The following is a 24696-nucleotide window of genomic DNA, read 5'->3' on the forward strand; positions in this document are numbered from 1 at the left end:
CGCTGTGGTGGTCGTCCACGTGGGAACCGGGCGGCGGCGGTTCTAGCCTGAAATGATGCGAAAACTCCTCATCGGCGCGGTGGTTTCGGCATTGGTCCTTCTCTTCGCGACTCCGGCACAGGCGGCGGCGATCCGTCCCGTGACCGGGTTCGGGAGCAATCCCGGTGCGTTGCAGATGTTCGAGTACGTTCCCGACGGGCTGCCGTCCGGACGTCCGGCGGTGGTCGTGCTGCACGGCTGCACCCAGGACGCGGCTGGATACGCCCGTGGCTCCGGCTGGATCGGGCTCGCGGACAGGCTGCGGTTCAAACTCGTTCTGCCGCAACAGGTTTCGGCGAACAACTTCAGCAAATGCTTCAACTGGTTCCAGGCGGGCGACATCAGGCGCGGGTCCGGGGAAGCCGAATCCATCGCGCAGATGGCGCGGTTCGCGGCCGGAAGCCGGACTTACGTGACCGGTCTGTCGGCGGGCGGGGCGATGACCTCGGTGATGCTGGCGGCCTATCCGGAACTGTTCGCGGGCGGCGGGGTCGTCGCGGGCCTGCCGTACGGCTGCGCGGCTTCGATGATCGACGCCTACTCGTGCATGAATCCCGGCAAGGATCTGACCCCGAAGCAGTGGGGTGACAAGGTGCGGGCCGCGGGCACGGGCGCGCGTTCCCCGGTCAGCGTCTGGCACGGGACCGCGGACTACACGGTCGCTTCGATGAACCTGCGTGAGCTTTCCGAGCAGTGGACGGACGTCGGCGCCGCCGTCGACACGCACGCCGTCGCCGGGATGGGGCACGGTCAGCCGATCGCGCCGGGGGCCGGTTGCGGTCAGGCCGGGCCGTATCTGCTGGACGTCGGCGTGTGCGCGGCGGCGGAACTCGCGGCGAAGTGGCGATTAGGCGAGGACGGCGTCCAGTAGTCCTGGGAACCGCTCGTGGATGTCCTCGATCCGTAGCTCGACCCAGCGGGTCCGGCCCTCGACGAAGGTGGTCGTGAGGCCGGCTTCGCGCAGGACCTTCCAGTGGTGGGAGAGCGTCGGCGCGCTGATCTCGACGTCGTACTCGGTGATGGCGCAGCTTCGTGGCGAAGGGTTGCTTCGCAGGGCGCGGATCAGCTCCAGGCGCACGGGATCCGCGAGTGCCTGGAGCACCGGCACGATCTCGATTTCGCCGGTCGCCGGTTGCGGCAGCGTGCTGGTCACTTCGCTCCAACTGTTTGACAGTCATCGAATAGTCCGGCCACCATACCTCTCATGACGATTCGACGATCATCTAATGATCGGCTCGCCTTGGGGGCTCTGCTGGTACTCGCCGTCGGGACGTTCACCGTCGGCACCGACGGGTTCGTCTTGAACGGGCTGCTGCCCACCATCGCCGCCGACCTGCGGGTTTCCGAAGCCGCCGCGGGCCAGCTGACCACGGTCTTCGCGGTGACGTACGCGATTTCTTCGCCGCTCATCGCGGCGTTCACCGGACGGCTCGACCGGCGCTGGGTGCTCGGCGCCGGGATGGTGCTGTTCACGATCGGCATGGCCGGCCAAGCGCTCGGCGAGTCCTTCGCCGTGGTCGCGGTCGCCCGCGTGCTGGCCGCCCTCGGCGCCGCCGCGTTCCAGTCCAACGCGTATGTGCTCGCCGGTGCCCTGGCGTCGGACGAACGACGTGGCCGCGCCTTGGCGACGGTCTCCGCCGGGATGAGCGTGTCGATGGTGGTCGGTGTGCCGATCGGGGTGCTGGCGGGCACCTGGTTCGGCTGGCGCGCGGTGATGTGGGGGATCGGCGCGGTGGCGGTGGTCGTGGCGCTGCTCGTGCCGTTGCTGCCCGGTGTCCGGATGCCGACGGTGTCCCTGCGCGACAGGCTCGCCGTCGTCGCGCGGCCGCCGATCGCGCGCGTGCTCGGCGTCAGCGTTCTCGGCACCGCGGCGGGCTTCGCGGCCTTCGTGTACCTGCCCGTTCTGGTCGCTCCGGTCGCCGCGGGCGCGATGATCTCGTGGCTGCTCATCGGTTTCGGGATCGGGCAGATCGCGGGCAATGCCTTCGCGGGCCGGGCGACCGACTCACTCGGGCCCGCACGCGTCCGCGCGATCTCGCTCGTCGGTACGGTCGTGACCCTCGCGCTGGTGGACGTCGCCGTGTTGAGCCTGCCCGGCGCGCTGGTCCTCGCGCTGGCTTCGGGGATCTTCGGCGGGATGCTGATGGTGCCGCAGCAACACCGGCTGTTCTCGCTGGCGCCCGACGCGCCGACGGTCGCCTTGGGGCTCAACGGTTCCGCGATCTACGCCGGGGGCGCCCTCGGTGCCGCGCTGGGTGGCGTCGTCCTGTCGTCGGCGGGTGTCTGGTGGGTCGGTCCCGTTGCCGCCTTCATCGCTCTGCTCGCCTTCGCGCTTTCGCTCCCTTCGCGCACGCGGGTGGCCCAGCCCGCCTGATCAAAAGTGGGAGCAAGGGACCTTTGCTATCGTTAGCGTGGGTACGCTAAGTAAGTGACAGCAAAGGTCCCTTGCTCTCTTCCCGCAGGTCAGAGGGCTACTTGACCGGGATCCTGGCCGACCAACGCTCCTCGATACGCGCGAAGCGCCACACGAAGAGCGCGAGGGCCCAAGTAAGCACGAAGAGCGCTACGACCGCGTAGCCGACGTAGTCCAGGCTCAGGGACCCGATCGCCGCGAGCGGTCCGGTCGTGATGCCCAGCCGCTCGGTGAGGATCGAGATCAGCTCGATCGTCCCGATGAGCAGCGCGACCGCGACGGAAAGCGCCGTCACGGTGAGGTTGTAGTAGATCTTCCGCACCGGCTTCGCGAAGGCCCAGCCGTACGCGAAGTTCATGAAGCAGCCGTCGGCGGTGTCGAACAGCGTCATCCCCGCGGCGAACAGGATCGGCAGCACCAGGATCGCGTACCAGGGCAGGGAGAACGCGGCCGCGCCGCCGGCGAGCACCAGCAGGCTGATCTCGGTCGCGGTGTCGAAGCCGAGGCCGAACAGCACGCCGATCGGGTAGATGTGCCACGGCTTGCGCACCGCCTTGGTGGCGCCGCGCAGCAGTCGGTTCATGAAGCCGCGGTTGTCGAGTTGCCGCTCCAACGCCGCTTCGTCGAACTCGCCCCGCCGCATGCGCCGGAACACCTTCACGATGCCGACCAGTACGACCAGGTTCATGATCCCGATGAGGTACAGGAACACCGCCGAAACGGACGTCCCGATCAGCCCGGTCGCCTCGTGCAACGCCGACGAGTCGTCCTCGACAGCGCCGGCGAGCGCGCGGACGCCGAGCGACAACAGCAGGCACAGGATGAAAACGATCGTCGAATGGCCGAGGGAGAACCAGAAGCCGACCGAAAGCGGCCGTTGCCCGTCGGCCATCAGCTTGCGGGTGGTGTTGTCGATCGCGGCGATGTGGTCCGCGTCGAAAGCGTGCCGCATCCCGAGCACGAAGGCGGTGACGCCGAGGCCGATCCCGAACACGCCCGTGGCGCCGAGCTCGTACTGGCGCGGCGCCACGAAAAGCGTCAGGACCCCCCAGCCCACGACGTTGAGCAGCAGGATGAACCCGGCCATCCCGGCGACGGACACCCGTTCGCGTCGCGTGAGCGCGAGGCGTCGGGATGAACGGGGCTGTCCGCCGGTGCTCATGACCACCCGACCTCTCAGTCGCGAATACCTGAGAGCCTAAGCAGATGAGCAGGTGATGGGCAATCAGTGATTTTTCAGCTCGCGCGCACCCGCAGGGAGTCGAGAGCCTTGCGTACGTGGCCATCACTGTTCGCCAGCGCCTTCGCCGCGTTCGCGACGTCTTCGCCGGACAACAGATGGACCAGCGCGACCTTGAGGTCGCCGTCGGCCTCGGTGAGCGCGTCGGAGCAGTCCGCCATGCTCATCCCCGTGGCCTCGCGCAGGATCCTGATGGTCCTTCCGCGCAGCTTCGCGTTGGTCGCGCGCATGCTGACCATCAGGTTCGAGTAGGTCCGGCCGAGTTTGATCATCGTCGCGGTGGAAAACGCGGTGAGGATGATCTTCTGGGCCGTGCCCGCCTTCATCCGGGTCGACCCGGCGATCGCCTCGGGGCCGGTGTCCACGGCGATGAGGACATCGACACCCGGCGGCATCACCGCGGCCGGATTGCCCGAGACCAGCGCGGTCCGGGCACCGCGACGGCTGGCCGCGGCCAGCGCGCCGAGAACGTAGGGCGTCCGGCCGGAAGCCGTCAGCCCGAGCACGAAGTCGCCGGGTACGACGGTCTCGGCCACCTCGGCGGCTCCGGCCTTCACGTCGTCCTCGGCGTCTTCGACGGCTTGGCGCAGAGCGCGCGCGCCGCCCGCGTGATGCGCGATGAACCAGTCGGAGGGCACGTTGAACGTCGGCACGAGCTCCGCCGCGTCCAACGTCGCCAGCCTGCCGGAGGTACCGGCCCCGAAGTAGTGCACGCGGTGTCCCGACCGCAGCGCTTCCACGGCGAAGTCGACCGCCCGCGCCACCTGCGGCAGCACCGCGGCGACGGCTTCGGGGACCCGGCGGTCCTCGGCGTTGATCGCGCCGAGGATGCCCATGGTCGACATCAGGTCGATGTCGGTCGTCCGTGGATTGCGCTGTTCGGTTGGCGAATCGACGTGCACCACCTGGCGTGGGACGGTCATCATGCGCCTCACTTTTTCGCTCATTTGCCGGTTTCCCGCGGCCGTCGCCTGCCGTCGGGCCGAACGCCCAGCCGGTGCGAACCCACCGCGTCCCTGGTCGCGTCGAGCGCGTTGACCGACGCGTCCATGTGCCGCTGCGCGACACCGATGAACAGGCAGTCGATGACGGTCAGCTGCGCGATGCGACTGGCGGTCGCACCCGAGCGGAACGTCGTTTCCCGCGCGGCCGTGGTCAGCACGTGGTCGGAGACCTCGGTGATCGGCGAACGCGGGAAGTTCGTCACGGCGACGGTGATCGCGCCGTGCTCACGGGCCACACGCAGCGCCTCGACGGTGTCCGTGGTCGCGCCCGTGTGGGAGATGCCGATGGCGACGTCTCCGGGGCTCAGCACGGCGGCCGAGGTCAGCATGATGTGCGTGTCGGACCAGGCGAAGCTGACCCGGCCGATGCGGTGCAGCTTCTGCTGCAGATCCGCGGCCACGAACGCGCTCGCGCCGACGCCGTAGACGTCCACACGGCCCGCGCCCGCCAAAACGTCGATCACGCGCTGTAGTGACGGGACGTCGAGCTGGTCGGCGGTCTCCTCCACGGCACGAGCGTCCGCGAAGCTGACCTTGCCGATGACCGCGGCCAGGTCGTCTTCCGGCCCGATCTCGCCGCCGAGATTGCGGCTGGACCGCGCCTCGGACCGGGCGGTGTCGGCCGCCAAAGCGATCCTGAGCTGCGGATATCCACCGACGCCGACCGCCTTGCAGAAGCGCGTGACGGTGGTCTCGCTGGTGTTCGCCGCGAGCGCGACCTCGGTGATGCTGCGCCGCGCGACCGTCGCCGGGTCTTCGAGGACGACCTTCGCGACACGCTGTTCGGCCCGGGCGAGCCCGGGCAGCAGTGAGCGGATCCGGACCAGCGGGCTCGCGTCAGCGTCCCGTGTCGGCTGGGCCGGCAAGGACTCGGACGGTGCGACCGCGATTACGGATTCGGTATCGCCCACCGTGGGAAAGTTACTAACCGTTGGCATCTGCGACAAGGCTACCCACACCCTTCGGGAAGATCGCAACCTATCCGTGTCTGCGGATTCGATTTGCGATTAATCGTTGACCAGAAAGTCGCTAACCAGGTCGAGGCCGTTAACGAGGTCGAGCTAACGACTTGGCAACTTAGTGTCGCGATGCAAGGGGCTGTGCCCCGGTCAACGGGGCGGTTCGGTCTGCGAAACGGAACCGCTCAACTACCTAGCGCTCAACTTCCATCCGGTAGCTGCAAAAGTAGGGGGATTATGCTCACTGTCCAGCAGTATCCGGCCGCGTTCAGTGACTTTCACACCGTCCAGGGAAATTCCGCGTCCCGTGTAACGGGCATCGGTCGTGTAACGCCACCGGAGGGTGATTTGTGAGCTTTGCGACACCTCGGCGGCGGCTCGCCACCAAGCCCGGTGTCCGTGCCCGCCGAGGCCGGTCAGGTCCCCCGCGGGAGCGCCTGGGCCGCTCGCACGCAGAGTAATCGTTTTCCAGGTGGTGCCACCGTCGGTACTTATTTCCAGGAAGAGCGAATCGGAGGGCCCTTCGGTGTCCACGAACGTGTCGAAGGAGACCTTCAGAGGGCCGCCACGGGTCCGCAACGGCGGGGTCGTGAGCGTGGCCGTGGAGACGTCCCCCGCGCCGCTGAACCACGCGTCACGGCCGCGTACCGGGCGGACGGCCATCGCCTTCGCGAGCGAGCTCGCCCACGCCTCCCTGGCGAGGTTGATCGAGCCCCAGTTCCGCGTCGGGTGCACGCGGTTGGTGAGCAGGATCGCGAACGACCTCGAGAGCGGGTCGATCACCAGCGAGGTCCCGGTGAACCCGGTGTGGCCGGCGGTCGAGGGCGCCGACAGCGCGCCCATGTACCAGGGCTGGTCGAGTTCGAAGCCGAGTCCGTGGGAGTTGTCGGGGAACTTCTGGTTGTAGTTCGTCAGCATCGATCGCACGGTTTCCGGCCGCAGGATCCGCTGACCGCGGTACGCGCCGCCGTTGAGGATCGTCTGCGCCAGCACGGCCATGTCGGAGGCCGTGGAGAACACGCCCGCGTGCCCGGCGACGCCACCCAGCGACCAGGCGTTCTCGTCGTGGACCTGCCCGCGTACGAGGCCCCGAGGCGGCTTCACCGCGTACTCGGTCGCCGCGACCCTGGCCAGTTTCGCCGCCGGCGGGTTGTAGCCGGTGTCGGCGAGGCCGAGCGGAGTCGCGATGCGGTCCTGGACCACCTTGTCCAACGGCGCTCCGGCCAGCTTCTCGATCAGGAGGCCGAGCGTCAGCAGGTTGATGTCGGAGTAGAGGTACGTACTGCCCGGCGGGTTCTTCAGCGGGCTGTCGAGGATGGCCTTCCGGCGCGACGGGATGTCCGGATAGCCCTCCCACAGCGACGGGAGCGGTGTCGCGGCGAAGCCCGAAACGTGGGTGAGCAGCTGCTGGACGGTGACGGCTTCCTTGCCGTTCACCCCGAACTCCGGCAGGTACCGCGCCACCGGCGCCGAGATGTCCAGCTTGCCCGTCTCGGCCAGCTGCATCACCGCGATCGAGGTGAACAGCTTCGAGATCGAGGCCATGTCGAAGATGGTGTCCGCGCGCATCGGCACCTGCTGCTCCGGCGGCAGTTCCGTGCCGTTCGCGTCGGCGTAGCGGACGGCACCGCCGACGGCCTGGCGCTCGACGACGACGCCGTCGTGCGCGAGCAGGCCGACAGCGCCGGAGAAGTGCGGATGCCCGGTGGCGTCCGGTTTCGTCCAGCTGTCGATGAACCGCTCGGCCGCTTTGATCGGCTCCGGGTCGAGGCCGACGTCGCCGGGCGCGCCGTCACGGAGCACGGTGGACGCCGGCGCGAAGCCCTCGCGAGGCTTGTCGAACCGGCCCGCCACGCGGTCTCGCTGTTGTTCCGAACCCGGAATCGCCTGTGCTCCCGCCGTCGACAGCGTGGTCGCCGCGACCAGGACGGAAACGGTCGCGATCAGGATCTTCCTAGCACGCAAGGTCGTTCCCCTCAGCGATAGATGAGATGGCGACGGCGTTTCCGGTCGAACTCGGCGAGCTCGGCCTGCCAGGAGCCGACGATCTCGTCCACTCCGGCGCCCTTGTCGATCATCGTGCGCAGCCTGTCGGAGCCCGAGAGCTTGTCGAGGAAGTTGTCGGGCCGCCACTTGAACTTGTCCGGGTGCACCTGTTTCGCGGTGACGAACATGGTGACCGCGGTGCGGATGGCGTCGAACGCCCGCGGATCCGTGATCGTCACCTGCACGCCGCCGCAAGGCTCGTTGACGAACTTGCCGAACGTCGGCACGAAGTACGCCTCACGGAACTTCACCCCGGGAAGCCGCAGTTCGCCGAGCTTCTCGCGCCAGCGCCAATCGAGGCCCGGCGCGCCGATGATCTCGAACGGCCTGGTGGTGCCGCGGCCTTCGGAGAACACGGTGCCCTCGAACATCCCGGTGCCGGGATAGACGAGCGCCGTGTCCGGTGTCGGCATGTTCGGGCTCGGCGGGACCCAGGTCAGCCCGGTGCGCTCGAAGAGCTGATCACGCCGCCAGTCACGTACTTCGACGATCTCGAGCCTGCCAGGGGTGACCCCTTCGGCGGGCAGGAACTCGGCGGCGAAGTACCGCGCGAGTTCCCCGACGGTCATGCCGTGCTGCTGCACGATCGGCTTCCGCCCGATGCCCGACGCGTACGCCGGGTCCAGCATCGGCCCGGCGGCCTTGCCGCCCAGCGGGTTCGGCCGGTCCAGCACGACCACCGCCGCGCCGACCTTCGCCGCCGCGACCATCGCCGTGTACAGAGACCAGATGTAGGTGTAGAACCGCGCGCCGACGTCGGCGATGTCGAAGACGACTGTGTCGACGCCCGCCTTCGTGAACATCCCGGCGAGCTTCGTCGCGTCGGCGCCGTACGCGTCGTACACGGGGACGCCGGTGCGGGGATCGGTGTAGTCGCCCTCGGAGCCACCCGCCTGCGCGCTGCCGCGGAAGCCGTGTTCCGGCCCGAACGCGGCGAGCGGGCGGACACCGGCGGCGACCATCGAATCGACGATGTGGTCGCCGCTCGCCAGGACGCCCGTCGGATTCGACAGCACGCCGAGCTTGCGGCCGGACAGCGGCGCCCAGCCACGGGCGGCGAGCACGTCCGCTCCGGTGCGGGTGAGCGGGGGACCTTTGCTCTCGCTTTCCGCCGTGGCCTCGGGCCCTGCCTGCGCGACCGAGGATCCGGCCGTCAGCGCGGGGACCGCGAGCGCCCCGGCGGCGAGGAGATGGCGGCGATTGAGCGTCACCAGGTCAGCCCGTGGCCGAAGGGGTACTTCACCGTGCCCACGTCCTTGCCCGCGGGGACGTCCACCGGCAGCTTGCCCTGCGGCTTCACCTTCCCGAGGATCACCTTCGCCAGCGCTTCGACCGACGGGGTGATGTAGCCGTACGTCGCGAGCCAGGTCTTGACCGGGTTCTCGTAGCCGGCGTCGTAGGGGATCTGCGCGGCGACCGCGACGACGGGCTTCCCGGTGTCCGTCAGGGCCTGCAACAGCTTGCCCTGCAACGGATACGTGCCGACGTTGTTGGTCAGCACCACGACGAGGTCGACGTTCTTCGCGGCCGTGACGGCCTGCGCGATCTGCGCGTCGGTCGGGGTCTGGCCGGTCTGCAGCGCGGTCGCCTGCGTTCCGTGCGCGGTGAGTTTCGAGGCCAGCGCGGTCGTCGTGCTCACACCCCAGCCGGTCACGAGCGTCTTCGCGGGCTGCTGCTTGAGCGGAAGGACGCCGCCGTCGTTGCGGATCGCGGTGACCGACCGGTCGGCGATGCCCTGCGCGGTCGCGAGGTTGGCCGGGATGCCGACCTTCGAAGCGACCTTGGCCGGGTCGACGAACGGCGAGGTCAGGATGCCCCGGTTCAGTTTGAGCTTGAGCACCCGCAGGACGCTTTCGTCGATGCGCCGCTCGGTCAGTTCACCCTTGCGGACCGCGTCGAGCACCGAGTTGATCGCGAGGTCGAGGTTCACCGGCATGAGCAACTGGTCGATGCCCGCCTTGAGCGCCAGCACCGGGATCTCGGCGTCGGTGTGCATCTCGCGCACGGCGTCCATCGAGAGCGAATCCGTGATGACGACGCCGCGATATCCCAGCTCGCCGCGCAGTTTGCCGGTGAGGATCGGCTTCGACAGCGTGGCGGGCTCACCCGACGGGTCGAGGCTGGGGAACTGGATGTGCGCGCTCATGATCGAGTCGATGCCTGCCTTGATGGCGGCCTTGAACGGCGGCACGTCGGTCTCGCGCCAGCTGGCTTCGGTCCGGTCGATCCTGGGCAGTTCCAGGTGACTGTCCGTGGCCGCGTCACCGTGGCCGGGGAAGTGCTTCGCGGCGGCGGACACCGTCTCGGAGCGACGTCCGGAGTCCTGGAAACCCTTGACCTGCGCCCCGACGAACTGGCTCGCCAGCTCCGGGCGGCCGGAGAAGGAACGGACGCCGATCACCGGGTTCGCCGGGTTCGAGTTCACGTCGGCGTCGGGGGCGAAGTCCTGGTTGATGCCGACGGCGCGCAGTTCGTGCCCCAGAATCCGGGCGGCGTCCTGCGCGGCCTTGGGGTCGCGGCCCGCGGAGATCGCCATCGCGTTCGGCAGTTCGGTGGCGGGGGCACCCATGCGGGTGACCGTGCCGCCCTCCTGGTCGGTCGCGATCTGCAGCGGGATGTGCGCGCCGCTGCGGATGGCGGCCCGCTGGAGCCCGTTCGACAGCTTGGCCACCTGGACCGGGTCGTCGAAGTTGTCGCGGCTGTCGTTGTTGAAGTAGATGACGCCGCCCAGGTGGTACTTCTCGATCACCTGCGCGGGGGTGTCCACGCCGAAGTCGGCCTTGTTCTTGACGTTGACCTCGTCGGCGGACTTGCCGTTCACCCACGTGACGAACAGCTGGCCGACCTTCTGCTCCAGAGTCAGCCCGCGCAGCGTCCGCTGGGCCTCCGCGTCCGCGGTCACCGGCTGCGCGGCGGCCGGAACGCCCGCGATCGCGAGGGTGAGCAGACCCGCGAGGGGCACGGCGAGCGCATGGATCCTCCGATGACGGGCGTGCGCGGTTCGGGTCGTCACCTCAAGCCTCCCAGATTCGTGCCTGACTCTCAGATGGAAAGAAGTCCACCTGGAAGCACTGATATCCGGAAGCTACCCACGAGCACTTTGCTTGTCCATCGGCCACCCGCACGAAAGGTCCGTTCATACACAAAGGGACGCGAAGGGGCCTGTCACGCTTGAAAACAAGGCGTCATCGATGCGTGACCGGGCCGGTCACGACGGGAAAGACGGGCAAAACACTGGCGGCGCCCGTCGGCCTGAGCCGGCGGGCGCCGCCAATCAGTGCGAACCACTCGGGCGACCAAGCGTGCAACTCTGGTCGTACCTTCATGGACTCGGCGTCCGGCGTCCCGGTACGCAGTCCCTAGACGACGAGCCTCCCGCGGCGCGCTGCGCGTGGGTACCCGGTGTCCGCACACGGAGATTCGCCGGGGTGGAACAGGCTTCTCTTCTACCTGTTCCCTGGCCGATCGAACGTCCGCACCTTCTTTCTACGCCGTGAGCCGGGTCACTTCAAGTGCGCAGACGGGTGCACCGGTACAGAGGCTCGATCTAGTGACACGGGCACCCTCCGCGACGGACAATTCGCCGCTCTGTCTGCGAAAACCGGTTCCGTACCGCCGACCGGGTGCGGGCTCAGCGAGTGCGTTTGCGCCGGTTGTAGCCGTACCAGGTGGCACCCGCGGCGACGGCGCCGAGCGCGACCAGGCCCGCCGACCTGGCCGGGATCCTGGTCCGCAGTGACATCGGGTGATCGAACGCGAGGATGTCCCAGCCCTGTTCGGTCGCGTGCTTGCGCAGCACGCGGTCGGGGTTGACCGCGTGGGGCCGTCCGACGACCTCGAGAAGCGGGATGTCGGTGCTCGAGTCGGTGTACGCGTGGCACTGGGTGAGGTCGTAGCCGTAGGTGGCCGCGAGCTCTTTCGCGGCGATGGCCTTGTTCTCGCCGTAGCAATAGAAATCGACTTCGCCCGAGTAGCGGCCGTCCACGATCTGCATCCGCGTGGCCACGCTGCGCGTCGCGCCGAGCATTTCGGCGACCGGGGCGACGACCTCTTCGCCGGTCGCCGACAGCACCACGACGTCGTGACCGTCCGCGCGATGCGAGGAGATCAGTTCCGCCGCCTCCGCGTAGACGAGCGGATCGACGACGTCGTGCAGCGTTTCGCGGACGATCGCGGACACCTGCGCCACGTCCCATCCGGTGCACAGCGCGGAAACCTCGGCCCGCATCCGCTCGGTCTTCGCCGCGTCCGCGCCCGCGAGCGAGAAGACGAGCTGGGCGTACGCGCTGCGAAGCGCGGCTCGCCGGTTGATCAGGCCTTCGCGCAAAAGAGGCTTGCTGAAGGCCAGCGCGCTCGAAGACGCGATGATCGTCTTGTCGAGATCGAAGAACGCCGCGACCGGGCTCGGTGTCGTGCTGGGGTGGGCCACTCGCCAAGGATAGGAGAGCCGGACGGCGGTGCGCCCGTTGGTCGACCACGATCGGGATACGGCGGTGGAAAATTCACGACCGCGCACCGGATCGGGCGCGTCGTGCCGTTATCGAATTGTGGGTGCCGCCGCCCACCGCAACGGGCCGGTATCGGAGTTACAGTGACATTGTCCGGTGTTGCACCGGGCCCAGGTTCAGTCCGACCCCCCGGGGCTGAACCCCAGGCGGTCCCCGTCCCTCCCCCCTGGCGGGGACCGCCCTCTAACTTCCCGCCCCGCCAATGGTTCAGACCTCGTCGGCCGCGGAAAACCTCGTCACGACAAGGCCGAATCGGCCGATGCTCGTTACTTTTCTTTGTCCTCAACCCTTTTCGTGTTCGGTTCGACCGGGAAACGAATCGGGTGCATTCGGTGTGGAAAACCCGGGAGTGTGCCGGAAAGGTCCGACGGAAACGACGGAAACCGGTTTCCGGCGGCGGAGTTGTCCACAACACCCCGGTTGTCCACAGGCGGGACGGAATGGCGTTGTGCGGGACCGGGGCCGGGGGCGACCGTGGAGTCACAGCCCGAGTCCGACCGAATCCCCGGGGGAGTCATGATCGAGGAACATCCGCTCGTCGTCGCCGGAGACGACATCCTGCTCGACGAGATCTTGCGCGTGGCGGCCGCCGCGGGCTGCGAGGTCGAACGCGCGCCCGATCTGGACGCCGCTCGCGGGAGATGGGCACGCGCGCCGCTCGTGGTGCTCGACGAAGAAGCCGCGAGCGTGCCGAACCGCCTGCTGCGGCGGAACAAGGTCCTGCTCGTCTGCAAGGGCGCGCCGACACCGGTGACGTGGGAGCGCGCCTTCAACACCGGTTCGGAGAAGGTCCTTTCGCTGCCGGACGAGGAAGGCGACCTCATCGGCGCGTTCGCCGACGTGGTCGACGGGCCCGCCCGTGACGACGGCCTCGTCATCGGGATCATCGGCGGACGAGGTGGGGCCGGCGCCTCCGTTCTGGCCGCCGCCGTCGCGTACCAGGCGGAGAAATCCGGGAGCGGCGGGCTGCTCGTCGACTGCGATCCGCTCGGCGGCGGAATCGACGTCCTCCTCGCCGCCGAACGCGATCGCGGGCCGCGCTGGCCGGAACTCGACCTCGGCGGCAGGGTGTCGATGACGGCGTTGAGCGAAGCCCTGCCGCGGAAAAGGTATGCGTCCGGATCACTGTCCTTTGTGTCCTACGGCAGGGGAGGACGCGGCCCCGGGCCGGACGCGATCGAAGGCGTGTTGTGCGCCGGAAGGCGGGCGGGGCGGACGGTCGTCTGCGATCTGCCGAGGCATTTCGGCACCGAAACGGCCACCGTCGTCGGGCTGGCCGATCTGGTCGTGGTCGTCGTCCCCGCGGAACTCCGGGCCTGCGCCGCGGCCAAACAGGTCCTCGCCAGGCTCGAACCCCACGCGAATCGGATAGGTGTCGCGGTCCGGGGTCCGTCGCCCGCCGGGCTGATCCCGCGAGAGATCGCCGACGCCGTGGGCCTCCCGCTCATCACGTCGATGGGCCGCGAACGTTCCCTGTCCACGGCCCTCGACCGCGGCGAGTTCGTCCCGAGACATCGCGGGCATCTGGCCACCGCCGCCACCGAAGTCCTCGCCGCCGCGCGCGGAAACCTGGCCGGTGCCTTGCGATGACCGACGATCTGGTCGAGCGGGTCCGGCGGCGGCTGGCCGGATCGGCCGTCCCGGCGGATCCGGTGAGCGTGGCGCGGGCGGTCCGCGCCGAAGCCGGTGGCGCGCTCGGTCAGGAAGCCGTCCTCGGGGCGGTCCGGCTGGCTCGCGACGAGTTCGTCGGCGCCGGCCCGCTCACTCCGCTTCTCGGGAAGCCCGGTATCACCGACGTTCTCGTCACCGCTCCGGACGAGGTCTGGGTCGATACCGGTGAAGGCCCGGAAAAGACCGACATCCGTTTCTCGGACGAGGAGGCCGTCCGCAGGCTGGCCCAGCGGCTCGCGCTCGCCGGCGGGCGGCGGCTGGACGACGCGCAACCGTTCGCGGACTGCTGGCTGCCGGGAGTGGGGCCGCAGGGCCGGATCCGGCTGCACGCGATCCTCCCGCCGATGGCGCCCGCCGGGACCTCCCTCTCGCTCCGCGTCCTGCGGCCCGCCACCCATGACCTCGCGGAGCTGCGTTCGCGCGGGGTGTTCGGCACCAGCGGCGCGGACCTGCTCGATTCGATCATCCGGCGGCGGCTCGCGTTCCTGGTTTCCGGCGGGACCGGGGCGGGGAAGACGACCTTGCTCTCCGCGCTGCTGGGCGCGGTTTCCCCGGCCGAACGCATCGTGTGCGTCGAGGACGCCGGCGAACTGCAACCGGACCATCCGCAGTTCGTCAGCCTGATCGCACGCCCGGCCAACGTCGAGGGCGCCGGGGAGATCGGGCTCGGTGAGCTGGTGCGACAGGCGTTGCGCATGCGCCCGGACCGCCTGGTCGTCGGCGAAGTGCGCGGCGGCGAGGTCTGCGCGTTGCTCAACGCGATGAACACCGGGCACGAGGGCGGAGCCTGCACGCTGCACGCCAATTCGCCGTCGGACGTCCCGGCGCGGATGGAGGCCCTGGCCGCGCTCGGCGGGTTGAAGCGGGACGCGCTGCACAGTCAGCTGACCGCCGCGGTGCGGGTGGTCCTGCACATGCGACGCCTGCCGAGCGGGATCCGGCGGCTGGACGAGGTCGGCGTGCTGCGGTCGTTGCGCGGCGAGGCCAAGGTCATCCCGATCTGGAGCAAGGGCCATTGGATCGGCGACGAGAGCCCGCTCGAGGAGATGGCGGCATGAGTCCTTGGTTCCTCCTCTCCTGCGGCGCGGGGCTGGCCTGCTGGCCGAGACCGGCGGTGGGCACTCCGTTCGGCTGGCGTCTCCCTCAGGCCGCTCGCGCGGGCTGGTGGCCGCTGCCCGCGTTGCTCGTCTTGCCGGTTCTCGGGATCGGCTGGGCACTGGCGACGCTGCTGCTCACCATCACCGTCCGCCAGGAGCACCGTCGGCGGGCACAGGCGAAGGCCGCGCTGGCCGAAGCCGAGCTCACCGCGTCCGTGTTGCGGACGATGGTCGGCGAACTCCGGGCGGGCGCCCATCCGGTGACGGCGGCCGAGGCCGTCGCGGAAGCGGTGCCCGCGGCGTCCGGGCGGCTGCGCGGCCTGATCGCGACCGCCAGGCTCGGTGGTGAGACGGCCGACCCGGACGCACCACCGGCCTTGGCGAACGCGTGGGCGCTCGCGAACCGGTTCGGCCTTCCGATGGCCGACGTCCTCGAAGCCGCACGACGGGACGCCGAAGCGGAGATCGGGTTCCGCCGTCGTCTCAAAGCCAAGATGGCCGGTCCCCGGGCGAGCGCCGCCGTACTCGCCGTCCTCCCGCTGGTGTGCCTGCTGCTCGGCGAGGCGATGGGCGCGGGCCCGGTCCGCGTCCTCACCGGGACGGGCACGGGCCAGTTGCTCCTCGTCGTGGGCAGCGGACTGATCTGGGCGGGCACCGCCTGGTGCCGGGCACTCACCGGACGGGTGGCGCCGTGCTGACCGGGGCGGCGTTGATCCTGCTGGGCGGTGCCGTCCTCTGCTGGCCACGCGTCAGTCCTGGTGTCGTCACGTGGCCGGGCCGTCTCCACAAGTGGCTTCGGGAACGGCAGGTCCGGGACAGAAGTGTCTCCGAACTCCTCCGATCCGCGGCCACGCTCGACCTCTTGGCCGCCTGCCTGACGGGCGGGTTGCCAGTGGCCGTCGCGCTCGAGGCTGTCGGGCCCGCCGCGTCACCGAAGACCGCGGCGGCTCTGCGTTCGGTGGCGTCGCACCTCGCCGTGGGCGTCGGCCCGGCCGAAGCCTGGGCGCCGATCCGCGACAGGCCCGGTCTGGCCGAGCTGTCCGTCGCCGCCGTTCGCACGGCCAGGGCGGGCACCGCGCTCGCGGCACACGCGAAGGACCTCGCGCGACGGCTGCGCGAGTCGCTCTCCGCCGAAGCCGAGGAGCGCGCCGAACGGGCCGGAGTGCTGCTGGCCGCGCCGATCGGCCTCTGTTTCCTTCCCGCGTTCCTCTGCCTCGGTGTCCTGCCCGTCGTGCTCGGCCTGGCCGGTCGCCTCGACGGCCTCCTCTGATCGAAAGGCGATACTCCATGAGCAAGCTCCCCACCTTCCGCGACGACGACGGCATGGCGACGGTCGAGTACGCCATCGCGACCTTGGCCGCCGCCGCGCTGGCCGGAGTCCTGTACCTGATCGTCAACGGTGAAGCCGTCTTCGCCGGGCTCACCGCGCTCATCGAGCGGGCCTTGTCGGTGAAGTTCTGATGCCCGGTGGTGATCGCGGGTCCGTCACGGTGGAGGCCGCGCTCGGCATCGGCGCGCTGACCTTCGTCTCGGCTTTGTTGCTGGCCGGGATCGGGGTCGCCGCCGATCAGCTCCGCTGCACCGACGCGGCCCGCGAGGCGGCCAGGCTCCTCGCTCGCGGCCAGCCCGCCCGTGCCGAACAGGCGGTGCGGGAGATCGCGCCGCCCGGCGCACGGCTGGACGTCGTCCGCGAAGGCGACGCCATCACCGCCGGTGTCGAGGCCGAACCGGCGGCGGGTCTGCTGCCGGGGATCCGGCTGCGTTCCCATGCCTTCGCGTTCGCAGAACCGGGCGGTGGGCCATGAGAGGGGATGACCGCGGTGTCGCGACCGTGTGGACCGCGTCGATCGTCGCCGTCCTGATCTGCGCGGCGGTGGTGACCTTCTGGATCGGCGCCGCCGTCACGACCCGGCATCACACGGAGGCCGCCGCGGATCTGGCGGCGCTCGCGGCGGCCTCGTACGCGACGGCCGGTCCCGGCGCGGCCTGTGAACGGGCGCGGCTGGTGGCCGTCCGGATGGCGGTCACCTTGCTGACCTGCCGGTGGGAGCGTGGCGATGCCCTGGTCGAGGTGCGGTCAGAAGAGTCCGGACACCTGGCGTCCCTGGGGCGGGCGGAAGCCCGGGCCAGGGCGGGACCGGTCGACCGGCCACCATGACGGGCGTCGCACGGTGAACGGTCGTCCCCTCGGCGACCGGCCGGTTGTACGCACGGGTAACCGCCGGGCGCGAGCAGCGGTCGTTGACGAGCGGCGAGCGGTCGAAGGCATGATCAGCGCTCCGCCGAACGGCCCTGCGCCGCTCGTCGTGAGCAGGCTCACCAGGGCGGGATGCCCTGCTCGGCTGCGACGAACGGCGCCGAACCGGTCGTCGAGGCCCGTTAACCGGACGTGCGGCGTTCGGTCCGTCGAGTCGGACTACCGCGCGTTCATCGCTAAGTAACCGCCGGTTGTCGCGTGAGGTCTTCTCCCGATGTGCAACTTGCCGTTTATTGAGATGTGCGCCACTTCGAAAAGTTCGCCGGGGCGGCGCGGCAGAGACAGACACAGGACAGAGTTGACCTGAGGCAGGGACAGTAATGTTGGACGCGAATTGGCCGGACAGCTGGCGGGGCGCCTTCCGCATCGAAATGCGGGCGGAGGCGATCGGTCTCGCCTGGCGTGGCTGGCCGGTGCTCCCGGGTGCCGAGCCCGCCGCGATCACCGCGGAAGGTGACGACCTCACCTGGCGGCGTCCCGTCCCGGCCCAGGACAACTGGCGTGAACTGATCGAGATCCACCCGCACGAGGTCGCCACCTGGTTCGGCGACGACACGCACAGCCTGCTCGTGGCCACCGGCACCGTGCTGGACGCCATCGAGGTCGACGACGAGCTCGGCAAGGCCGCCGCCCGTCTGCTGCGCGCCACCGGCCACCCCGCCCCGATCGTCGCGATGCCGAACGGCCGCTGGCTGTTCCTCACCACCGTCGCGACGAGCATCCCGCGGGAACTGGCCGACCACGCCTCGATCCAGTGGCACGGCGCGAACGACTACATCCCGCTTCCCCCGTCGCCGTTCCAGCACGGTGTCGTGCACTGGCGGGTCAAGCCCGAGGTCTGGGGCTGGCAGCTGCCCGAGGCCGCCGAGGTGCACGACGTGCTCGTTCGTGCGATGGCCGGTGACAAGGCCGTCGCTCCCGTGACGACCCTGACCACCGCCGCCTGACCAACCCACAACTTCAAGCCATCAAGTGGCCCGACCGCGGCCCGTGCTGACGCAACGCCCCGAGCACGGTGTCGAGAACGGCCACTGCCCCCGCCTTGTCCAGCGGATCGTTGCCGTTCCCGCACTTCGGCGACTGGACGCAGGACGGGCAGCCGGCCGGGCACTCGCAGGAAACGATCGCCTCCCGCGTTGCGGCCAGCCAAGGGACAATTGCGGCAAACCCGCGATCGGCGAATCCCGCACCCCCGGGATGGCCATCGTGCACGAACACCGTCGCCTCCCCGGTGTCCTCGTGCCACGCGGTAGACACCCCGCCAATGTCCCAGCGGTCGCAAGTAGCGAACAGCGGTAGCAGGCCGATCGCCGCGTGCTCGGCGGCATGCAGGGCACCGGGGACGCGCGCCGGATCCAATTCGGCGCCCGTCCCCGGTGCTCCGCAGCGGGAGTCGGAGAGCTCTGCTCGCGCAGAGCGCTCGCCGAACTCCCGCTCGACATCCTGTGGGGGCGCAGCCCCCACACCCCCAGGATGCTCGGTCCCCACCCTGGAGCCTCCGGTCCCCACCGGCTCCAGAACCTCGGTCTCCGGCCGATGGCCCCCGGTCCCCGCCAAGCCATCGGAAACCCCGGAGCCAGCAGAACAGCCGAGCAGTTCGGCCGAGATCGTGTACCAGACGGCGCGGGTGTCGAGTCTCTGCTCCGGCAGATCCAGCGGAGTCTGGTCCAGCACCTCACCCGACGGACGTCTCCGCAAGTAGCCGACCACTTGCGAACTCACCGACACCTCGCCGAGATTCACCGTGATCCCGCCGTGCACCCTGCTCTCCTCGACGCGCAGCACGCTGATGTCGACGATCTCGCGCGGTGACGTGCTCCAGTCCGGATCCTCCGCGTGCACCAGGGCGAGCCCGGTTTCGAGATCCAGCTCGTCGACCACGTAGGACGAGCCTTGGTGCAGGTACACCGCACCGGGATGGACCGCGTAGCAGGCGGAACCCGGGTCGACCGTGCCGAGCATCCGCCCGGAATCGGCTTCCACCACGGCGATCTGCTCGCCGCCGGAACCGCGGATGCCGACGTCGGCGTGCGGCCGGTCGCGGGAGGTCCAGTACCAGCCGCTCGTGCGGCGACGGATGATCTTCTCCTTGACCAGATCCGTGAGCACGGCGCGCGCCGCGTCACCGCCGAAGGCCGCGACCTCCGGTTCGGTCAGCGGGAGTTCGGCGATGGCGCAGGCCAGTTGCGGTCCCAGCACATACGGGTTCGACGGGTCGAGGACGGCGGCCTCGACCGGCCGGTCCAGGATCGCGGCCGGATGGTGCACGAGATAGGTGTCCAGCGGATCGTCGCGCGCCACGAACACGACCAATGCCGCGTCTCCCGCGCGCCCGGCCCGGCCTGCCTGCTGCCAGAACGACGCGAGCGTCCCCGGGTAACCGGCCAGCACCACCGCGTCCAGCCCCGCGATGTCGACACCGAGTTCGAGCGCGTTCGTCGTCGCCACCCCGAGCAATCGCCCGGACAGCAACGCCGCTTCGAGGGCGCGCCGCTCCTCGGGCAGGTACCCGGATCGGTACGCGGCAACGGAATCCGCCAAGGAAGCGTCCACTTCGGACAGGATCCGCCGTGCGCCGAGCGCCGTCAGTTCCGCGCCTCGCCGCGACCGGACGAACGCCAGCGAGCGGGCGCCTTCGATGACCAGTTCGGCGAGGATCCGCGAAGCCTCGGCACCCGCCGAGCGCCGCACCGGGGCGCCGTTCTCGCCGGAAAGTTCCGACAGCAGCGGGGGTTCCCACAGCGCGACCGTGCGGGCGCCGCGCGGTGAGCCGTCTTCGGTGACCGGGACACAGTCCTGCCCGGAGAGTTTCGAAGCGAACGCCGCCGGGTCCGCCGTCGTCGCGGACGCGAGAACGAAGACCGGCGAAGCGCCGTAGTACGCCGCGACCCGGCGCAGCCTGCGCAGCAGCAACGCCACATGGGAACCGAAGACGCCGCGATAGCTGTGGCATTCGTCGACGACGACGAACGAGAGCCGCCGGAAGAACCGGGACCAGCGCGCGTGCGACGAGAGGATCCCGCGGTGCAGCATGTCCGGGTTCGTGAACACCCAGTTGGCGTGCGCGCGGACCCAGTCCCGTTCCTCCAGCGGAGTGTCACCGTCGAACGACGCGGCACGTGCCTTTTTGATGTCCAAAGAGGAAACCGCGCGCAACTGGTCGGCGCCGAGCGCCTTGGTCGGGGACAGGTACAGCGCCGACGCCCGCTCGTCCTCGACCAGCGCCGAGAGCACCGGCAACTGGTACGCGAGCGACTTGCCCGACGCGGTGCCGGTGGAGATCACGACGTGCTTGCCCTCGCGGACCAGTGACGCGGCCTCGGCCTGATGCCGCCACGGCGCCTTGACGCCGCTCGCCGTCAGCGCCTCGACGACCGGAGCCGCCGCCCACTCCGGCCAGTCCACCGAATCCGCCGAGCGTGCGGGCAGTTCGGCCACATGGGTGACCGGGTACAGCGAAGCCGGGATCCCCGCCGTCGCGCGGTCGAGAAGCCGCCGCCCCTTACCGGATTCCGCCGTGCCGTCCACCTTCGGAAGCTTCGCACAGCGCACCGACAGAAAACGGCCGCCGCCGAACGGAACGGGCGGCGGAACGGCCCGCGGATGATCGATAAAGTGATCAGCCTCACAAGGTAACGGAACGTGCGGTGGCGGGGACGCCTTGCCGTCCTCCATCCCACTACCAATACACTCCCGCAATCCACACCGTCTGTGGCGAGCGTCATGTGAGACGTGCCTTGCAGTGCGACTAGCGTGACGTTCGGCTCAGATCCCCATGCCAGCGTCGGCACGCCGGTTCCATCGGCGGATCGTCGTTGGCCAACGGCGACGTCTCCAGGAGGACGAATGTCCCGGCAGTTCCTCGCGGAGGGCGAAATCACGCTCTCCGGAGGTGGTTACACCATCGTCGGTGTAATCGCCGCGGTCGCCCTTGTTGCACTGGTCATCGGCTACGTCCTGCTCAAGGAGGTGCTGGCCGCCGGCCAGGGCACCTCGAAGATGCAGGACATCGCGAAGGCAGTGCAGGAAGGTGCGGCTGCCTATCTGAAGCGGCAGCGCAACACCCTCGTGATTTTCGGGGGTCTCGTGTTCTTGCTGCTCTTCGCTTTGCCGGCCGAAGACTGGAACGAGAAGATCGGCAGGTCCATTTTCTTCCTGGTCGGCGCGGGGTTCTCCTTCGCGATCGGCTACCTAGGCATGTGGCTGGCGACGCAGGCGAACCTGCGCGTCGCGGCCGCTTCGCGTGAACCCGGCGGTCGTGAAAAGGCGATGCGCCTGGCCTTCCGCACCGGTGGCGTCGTCGGCATGATCACCGTCGGCCTCGGCCTCTTCGGTGCCGCGGTCGTCGTCCTCGTCTACACCGGACAGGCTCCGAAGGTGTTGGAGGGCTTCGGTTTCGGTGCCGCGCTGATCGCGATGTTCATGCGTGTCGGCGGCGGTATCTTCACCAAGGCCGCCGACGTCGGCGCCGACCTGGTCGGCAAGGTCGAGCAGGGCATCCCCGAGGACGACCCGCGCAACGCGGCCACCATCGCCGACAACGTCGGTGACAACGTGGGCGACTGCGCCGGTATGGCCGCCGACCTCTTCGAGTCGTACGCGGTCATGCTCGTGGCGGCGCTGATCCTGGGCAGCACCGCCTTCGGCGTGCACGGCCTGATCTTCCCGCTCATCGTCCCCGCCATCGGCGTGATCACCGCGGTCATCGGTGTCTACATCACCAAGGCCAAGGCGGGCGAAGGCGGTCTGGTCACGATCAACCGCTCGTTCTACATCTCCGCGGCCATTTCCGCGGTGCTCTCGACGATCGCGGCGTTCGTCTACCTGCCCGGTTCGTTCTCCGAGTTCGGCGAGGCCTTCGCCGGCAAGTCGGGCAACCCGGCGCTGATCGCGACCCTTTCGGTGATCATCGGCATCGTGCTCGCCGCGATCATCCTCAAGATCACCGGCTACTACACCGGCACCGAGTACAAGCCGGTCAAGGAGGTCGGCAAGTCCTCGGAAACCGGTGCGGCGACGGTGATCCTGGCCGGTATCTCGGTCGGGTTCGAGTCCGCTGTGTACACCGCGCTGGTCATCGCCGCGGCCGTGTTCGGCGCTTTCCTGGTCGGTGGCGGCGTCGCGCTGTTCGCCGTGGCGCTGGCCGGTACCGGGCTGCTGACCACCGTCGGCGTCATCGTCGCGATGGACACCTTCGGCCCGATTTCGGACAACGCGCAGGGCATCGCGGAGATGTCGGGTGACGTCGACGAGGACGCGGCGCAGATCCTCACCGAGCTCGACGCGGTCGGCAACACCACCAAGGCCATCACCAAGGGCATCGCGATCGCCACGGCGGTCCTCGCGGCGACGGCGCTGTTCGGGTCCTACCAGGACGCGATCACCAAGGCGGTCGGCGATGGCAAGGAGTTCATCGCGAACATCGTCGGCCCGGAGACGCTCGTCGGTGTGATCATCGGCGCGGCGGTCGTGTTCCTGTTCTCCGGTCTCGCGGTCAACGCGGTGTCCCGTGCCGCCGGCGCGGTCGTCTACGAAGTGCGCCGCCAGTTCCGCGACATCCCGGGGATCATGGAGGGCACCACGCGGCCCGAGTACGGCCGAGTCGTCGACATCGTCACGCGTGACTCGCTGCGTGAGCTGACCACTCCCGGTCTGCTCGCGGTCTTCGCCCCGATCGCGGTCGGTTTCGGCCTCGGCACCGGCGCGCTCGCCGGATACCTGGGTGGTGCGATCGCGACCGGGACCCTGATGGCGATCTTCCTCGCCAACTCCGGTGGCGCCTGGGACAACGCGAAGAAGCTCGTCGAAGACGGAAGCCACGGCGGCAAGGGTTCGGACGCGCACGAGGCCACCATCATCGGTGACACCGTGGGTGACCCGTTCAAGGACACCGCCGGTCCGGCGATCAACCCGCTGATCAAGGTGATGAACCTGGTGTCGGTGCTGATCGCCCCGGCGGTCGTGCAGTTCTCGATCGGCCCGGACGCCAACGTCGGCGTCCGGATCGGGATCTCGCTGGTCGCCGTCGCGATCATCGTCGCGGCGATCGTGGTTTCCAAGCGCCGCGAGTCGGTTCTCTCCGACACGCCCGCGGAAGCCAAGGCGTAACACCGAAAAGTTCGACCCGCCGGGCCCGCCACGTTTTCCGTGGCGGGCCCGGCGGCTGTCCGGGGCAGGCTAATCTCTGCGCGTCACACTGATCCCGATCCGGGGAGTCCCTGCCATGAGGCGTTCGCTCACCTTGTTCGCCGCCGCTTTCCTGCTGGCGGGCTGTGGCGGCGCCGAAACCCCCGCCGCGGCACCTTCTTCTCCCGCCCCCGCCGCCGGAACGTCCTGGATGGACGGTTTCTGCGGTTCGCTGATCGACTTCGCCAAGATCGGCGAGTTCAGGATGCCCGACTTCGAGCAGGGCGACGTCGCGAACGCCCGGAACGCGATGGACGAAGCCTTCCGTGTGTTCGCCCCCGGTTTCGACAACGCCGTCACCGGCCTCAACGGACTCACTCAGGCGCCGAGCCCGGAAGCCGAGGCCGCGCGCAAGAGCATCGTCGACGCGCTGACGCCGATCCGCGACCAGGTCGTCTCCGCGAAGGCCAAATTGGACGCCGCGCCGAAGGACGACAAAGTCGCCACGGCGGAGGCCGGGCTCGCGTTCCGGCAGATCGGGTCGAACATCAACGACATGCCCGACCCGTTCCAGCAGCTGGAAACGAACGCGTCGCTGAAGGCACTGGCCGGACAGGCCCCCAACTGCAAGAAGTTGCCCTCCTGACCATTCTTTTCGCCGCGTTGATCGCCCGGCGATTTGCAATGCCCCCCGGTATCGGTACCGTCGGGGTCCAGCCGGGAAGTCGTCAGGTCGGGAGGTGTTTTGTGCGGCCGCGGTTCACCGTCCTTGCCGCGCTAGCAACAGGTATCGGGCTCGGCCTCGCCGGGTGCGGGCAGCAGCCCGCGGTGACTTCCCACGCCAGACAAGAAGGTCTCGCGACGGTCAGCGCGTCGCAGGCGGACCCCGTCTCCGCCTGGGCGGAGGGATACTGCGGCGCGGCAGGCGGCCTCGTGCGGACGCTGGCCACGTTGCCCAGCGTCGATCCGAGCACGCCTCAGCAGGCGTCCCGGACCTCCAGCGAGCTGATGGTCTCGGTGGTCGAGGGATTGAACCGCACCTCGTCCGCGCTCAAGAGCCTCGGCCCGTCCCCGGTCGCCGGTGGTGACGCCTCGCGCGCGGCCGCCGTCGCGCAGCTCGACGGCATCCGCGTGCGCGCCGACGACGTCCGGCACCGTCTCGACTCCTCAGCCGACGCCGAAGCGACGAAGACGGCGCTTCGCGACGCGAGGACGTCGCTCGACGAACTCGACCGTCTCGACCTTCTCAGGGGGCTTAACGACGTGCCTCAGCTCGCTTCGGCGAGCAGCCGGATCCCGCTTTGCCAGGAATTGGTCAAGCAACCCCGCTGAGTCA

General features: G+C 69.4%; 22 protein-coding genes. 13 read left to right on the top strand and 9 right to left on the bottom strand.

What is annotated here, in order from left to right:
* The first annotated feature begins 52 nt into the window (after nucleotides 1–52).
* Nucleotides 53–910 (top strand): extracellular catalytic domain type 1 short-chain-length polyhydroxyalkanoate depolymerase, encoded by an 858-nt coding sequence (locus ACZ5IK_RS00550; RefSeq protein ID WP_465485929.1) that lies wholly within the window; start codon nucleotides 53–55, stop codon nucleotides 908–910.
* On the opposite strand, the gene ACZ5IK_RS00555 is transcribed toward ACZ5IK_RS00550, so the two are convergent.
* Nucleotides 887–1192: an ArsR/SmtB family transcription factor gene (locus ACZ5IK_RS00555; RefSeq protein ID WP_465485930.1), complete on the bottom strand. Its 306-nt coding sequence runs from the start codon at nucleotides 1190–1192 to the stop codon at nucleotides 887–889. The two genes, ACZ5IK_RS00550 and ACZ5IK_RS00555, sit on opposite strands and share 24 nt — an antisense overlap.
* 51 nt (nucleotides 1193–1243) lie before the next feature.
* On the opposite strand from ACZ5IK_RS00555, the gene ACZ5IK_RS00560 reads away from it, so the two are divergent.
* Nucleotides 1244–2413 (top strand): MFS transporter, encoded by a 1170-nt coding sequence (locus ACZ5IK_RS00560; protein WP_465485931.1) that lies wholly within the window; start codon nucleotides 1244–1246, stop codon nucleotides 2411–2413.
* Between the two features lie 97 nt (nucleotides 2414–2510).
* On the opposite strand, the gene nicT is transcribed toward ACZ5IK_RS00560, so the two are convergent.
* The 7 genes from nicT to ACZ5IK_RS00595 all read right to left on the bottom strand — a co-directional run bounded on the left by nicT (nucleotide 2511) and on the right by ACZ5IK_RS00595 (nucleotide 12130).
* A complete protein-coding gene (gene nicT / locus ACZ5IK_RS00565) occupies nucleotides 2511–3614 on the bottom strand; it encodes a Nickel transporter NicT (RefSeq protein ID WP_465485932.1) in 1104 nt (367 codons plus the stop codon).
* A gap of 74 nt (nucleotides 3615–3688) precedes the next feature.
* Nucleotides 3689–4618, bottom strand: a complete 930-nt coding sequence (locus tag ACZ5IK_RS00570) for an N-acetylmuramic acid 6-phosphate etherase (RefSeq protein WP_101611117.1) — start codon at nucleotides 4616–4618, stop codon at nucleotides 3689–3691.
* A 17-nt stretch (nucleotides 4619–4635) separates the two neighbouring features.
* Nucleotides 4636–5607, bottom strand: coding sequence for a MurR/RpiR family transcriptional regulator (locus tag ACZ5IK_RS00575; RefSeq protein WP_465485933.1), 972 nt, complete (start codon nucleotides 5605–5607; stop codon nucleotides 4636–4638).
* A 237-nt stretch (nucleotides 5608–5844) separates the two neighbouring features.
* Nucleotides 5845–7620, bottom strand: coding sequence for a serine hydrolase domain-containing protein (locus ACZ5IK_RS00580; protein ID WP_465485934.1), 1776 nt, complete (start codon nucleotides 7618–7620; stop codon nucleotides 5845–5847).
* 11 nt (nucleotides 7621–7631) lie between these two features.
* Complete coding sequence (locus tag ACZ5IK_RS00585; RefSeq protein WP_465485935.1) at nucleotides 7632–8912, bottom strand: exo-beta-N-acetylmuramidase NamZ family protein; 1281 nt, start codon at nucleotides 8910–8912, stop codon at nucleotides 7632–7634.
* Entirely contained in the window at nucleotides 8909–10714 is a 1806-nt protein-coding gene (locus ACZ5IK_RS00590; protein WP_465485936.1) for a glycoside hydrolase family 3 protein, read from the bottom strand. Before ACZ5IK_RS00590 ends, ACZ5IK_RS00585 begins: the two co-directional genes overlap by 4 nt.
* Nucleotides 10715–11332: 618 nt before the next feature.
* The gene (locus tag ACZ5IK_RS00595; RefSeq protein ID WP_465485937.1) at nucleotides 11333–12130 is read right to left on the bottom strand and encodes an HAD family hydrolase; all 798 of its coding nucleotides are present in this window, start codon (nucleotides 12128–12130) and stop codon (nucleotides 11333–11335) included.
* A 595-nt stretch (nucleotides 12131–12725) separates the two neighbouring features.
* Here ACZ5IK_RS00595 and ssd point away from each other — a divergent pair.
* The 8 genes from ssd (at nucleotide 12726) to ACZ5IK_RS00635 (ending at nucleotide 18181) form a co-directional block, all read left to right on the top strand.
* Nucleotides 12726–13799, top strand: a complete 1074-nt coding sequence (gene ssd, locus ACZ5IK_RS00600) for a septum site-determining protein Ssd (protein ID WP_465485938.1) — start codon at nucleotides 12726–12728, stop codon at nucleotides 13797–13799.
* Nucleotides 13796–14938 carry a TadA family conjugal transfer-associated ATPase gene (locus tag ACZ5IK_RS00605; RefSeq protein ID WP_465485939.1) on the top strand — a complete coding sequence of 381 codons (1143 nt, stop codon included), beginning with the start codon at nucleotides 13796–13798 and terminating at the stop codon, nucleotides 14936–14938. The genes ssd and ACZ5IK_RS00605 overlap by 4 nt, the downstream gene beginning before the upstream one ends.
* Complete coding sequence (locus ACZ5IK_RS00610; RefSeq protein WP_465485940.1) at nucleotides 14935–15675, top strand: type II secretion system F family protein; 741 nt, start codon at nucleotides 14935–14937, stop codon at nucleotides 15673–15675. Before ACZ5IK_RS00605 ends, ACZ5IK_RS00610 begins: the two co-directional genes overlap by 4 nt.
* The gene (locus ACZ5IK_RS00615; protein ID WP_465485941.1) at nucleotides 15669–16247 is read left to right on the top strand and encodes a type II secretion system F family protein; all 579 of its coding nucleotides are present in this window, start codon (nucleotides 15669–15671) and stop codon (nucleotides 16245–16247) included. Before ACZ5IK_RS00610 ends, ACZ5IK_RS00615 begins: the two co-directional genes overlap by 7 nt.
* A gap of 17 nt (nucleotides 16248–16264) precedes the next feature.
* The gene (locus tag ACZ5IK_RS00620) at nucleotides 16265–16438 is read left to right on the top strand and encodes a DUF4244 domain-containing protein (RefSeq protein WP_101611108.1); all 174 of its coding nucleotides are present in this window, start codon (nucleotides 16265–16267) and stop codon (nucleotides 16436–16438) included.
* Nucleotides 16438–16782 (top strand): TadE family type IV pilus minor pilin, encoded by a 345-nt coding sequence (locus ACZ5IK_RS00625; protein ID WP_465485942.1) that lies wholly within the window; start codon nucleotides 16438–16440, stop codon nucleotides 16780–16782. Before ACZ5IK_RS00620 ends, ACZ5IK_RS00625 begins: the two co-directional genes overlap by 1 nt.
* Nucleotides 16779–17135 (top strand): Rv3654c family TadE-like protein, encoded by a 357-nt coding sequence (locus tag ACZ5IK_RS00630; RefSeq protein WP_465485943.1) that lies wholly within the window; start codon nucleotides 16779–16781, stop codon nucleotides 17133–17135. The genes ACZ5IK_RS00625 and ACZ5IK_RS00630 overlap by 4 nt, the downstream gene beginning before the upstream one ends.
* Nucleotides 17136–17554: 419 nt before the next feature.
* Nucleotides 17555–18181 carry a bifunctional DNA primase/polymerase gene (locus tag ACZ5IK_RS00635; protein ID WP_465485944.1) on the top strand — a complete coding sequence of 209 codons (627 nt, stop codon included), beginning with the start codon at nucleotides 17555–17557 and terminating at the stop codon, nucleotides 18179–18181.
* A gap of 13 nt (nucleotides 18182–18194) precedes the next feature.
* On the opposite strand, the gene ACZ5IK_RS00640 is transcribed toward ACZ5IK_RS00635, so the two are convergent.
* On the bottom strand, nucleotides 18195–20762 hold the full coding sequence (locus ACZ5IK_RS00640) for a DEAD/DEAH box helicase (protein ID WP_465485945.1): 2568 nt from the start codon (nucleotides 20760–20762) through the stop codon (nucleotides 18195–18197).
* A gap of 318 nt (nucleotides 20763–21080) precedes the next feature.
* On the opposite strand from ACZ5IK_RS00640, the gene ACZ5IK_RS00645 reads away from it, so the two are divergent.
* The 3 genes from ACZ5IK_RS00645 (at nucleotide 21081) to ACZ5IK_RS00655 (ending at nucleotide 24692) form a co-directional block, all read left to right on the top strand.
* Nucleotides 21081–23342 carry a sodium-translocating pyrophosphatase gene (locus ACZ5IK_RS00645; RefSeq protein WP_465485946.1) on the top strand — a complete coding sequence of 754 codons (2262 nt, stop codon included), beginning with the start codon at nucleotides 21081–21083 and terminating at the stop codon, nucleotides 23340–23342.
* A 115-nt stretch (nucleotides 23343–23457) separates the two neighbouring features.
* A complete protein-coding gene (locus ACZ5IK_RS00650; RefSeq protein WP_465485947.1) occupies nucleotides 23458–24006 on the top strand; it encodes a hypothetical protein in 549 nt (182 codons plus the stop codon).
* 101 nt (nucleotides 24007–24107) lie between these two features.
* A complete protein-coding gene (locus tag ACZ5IK_RS00655) occupies nucleotides 24108–24692 on the top strand; it encodes a hypothetical protein (RefSeq protein WP_465485948.1) in 585 nt (194 codons plus the stop codon).
* Nucleotides 24693–24696: the final 4 nt, after the last annotated feature.

The sequence above is a fragment of the Amycolatopsis sp. NPDC031561 genome (genome assembly GCF_055580625.1).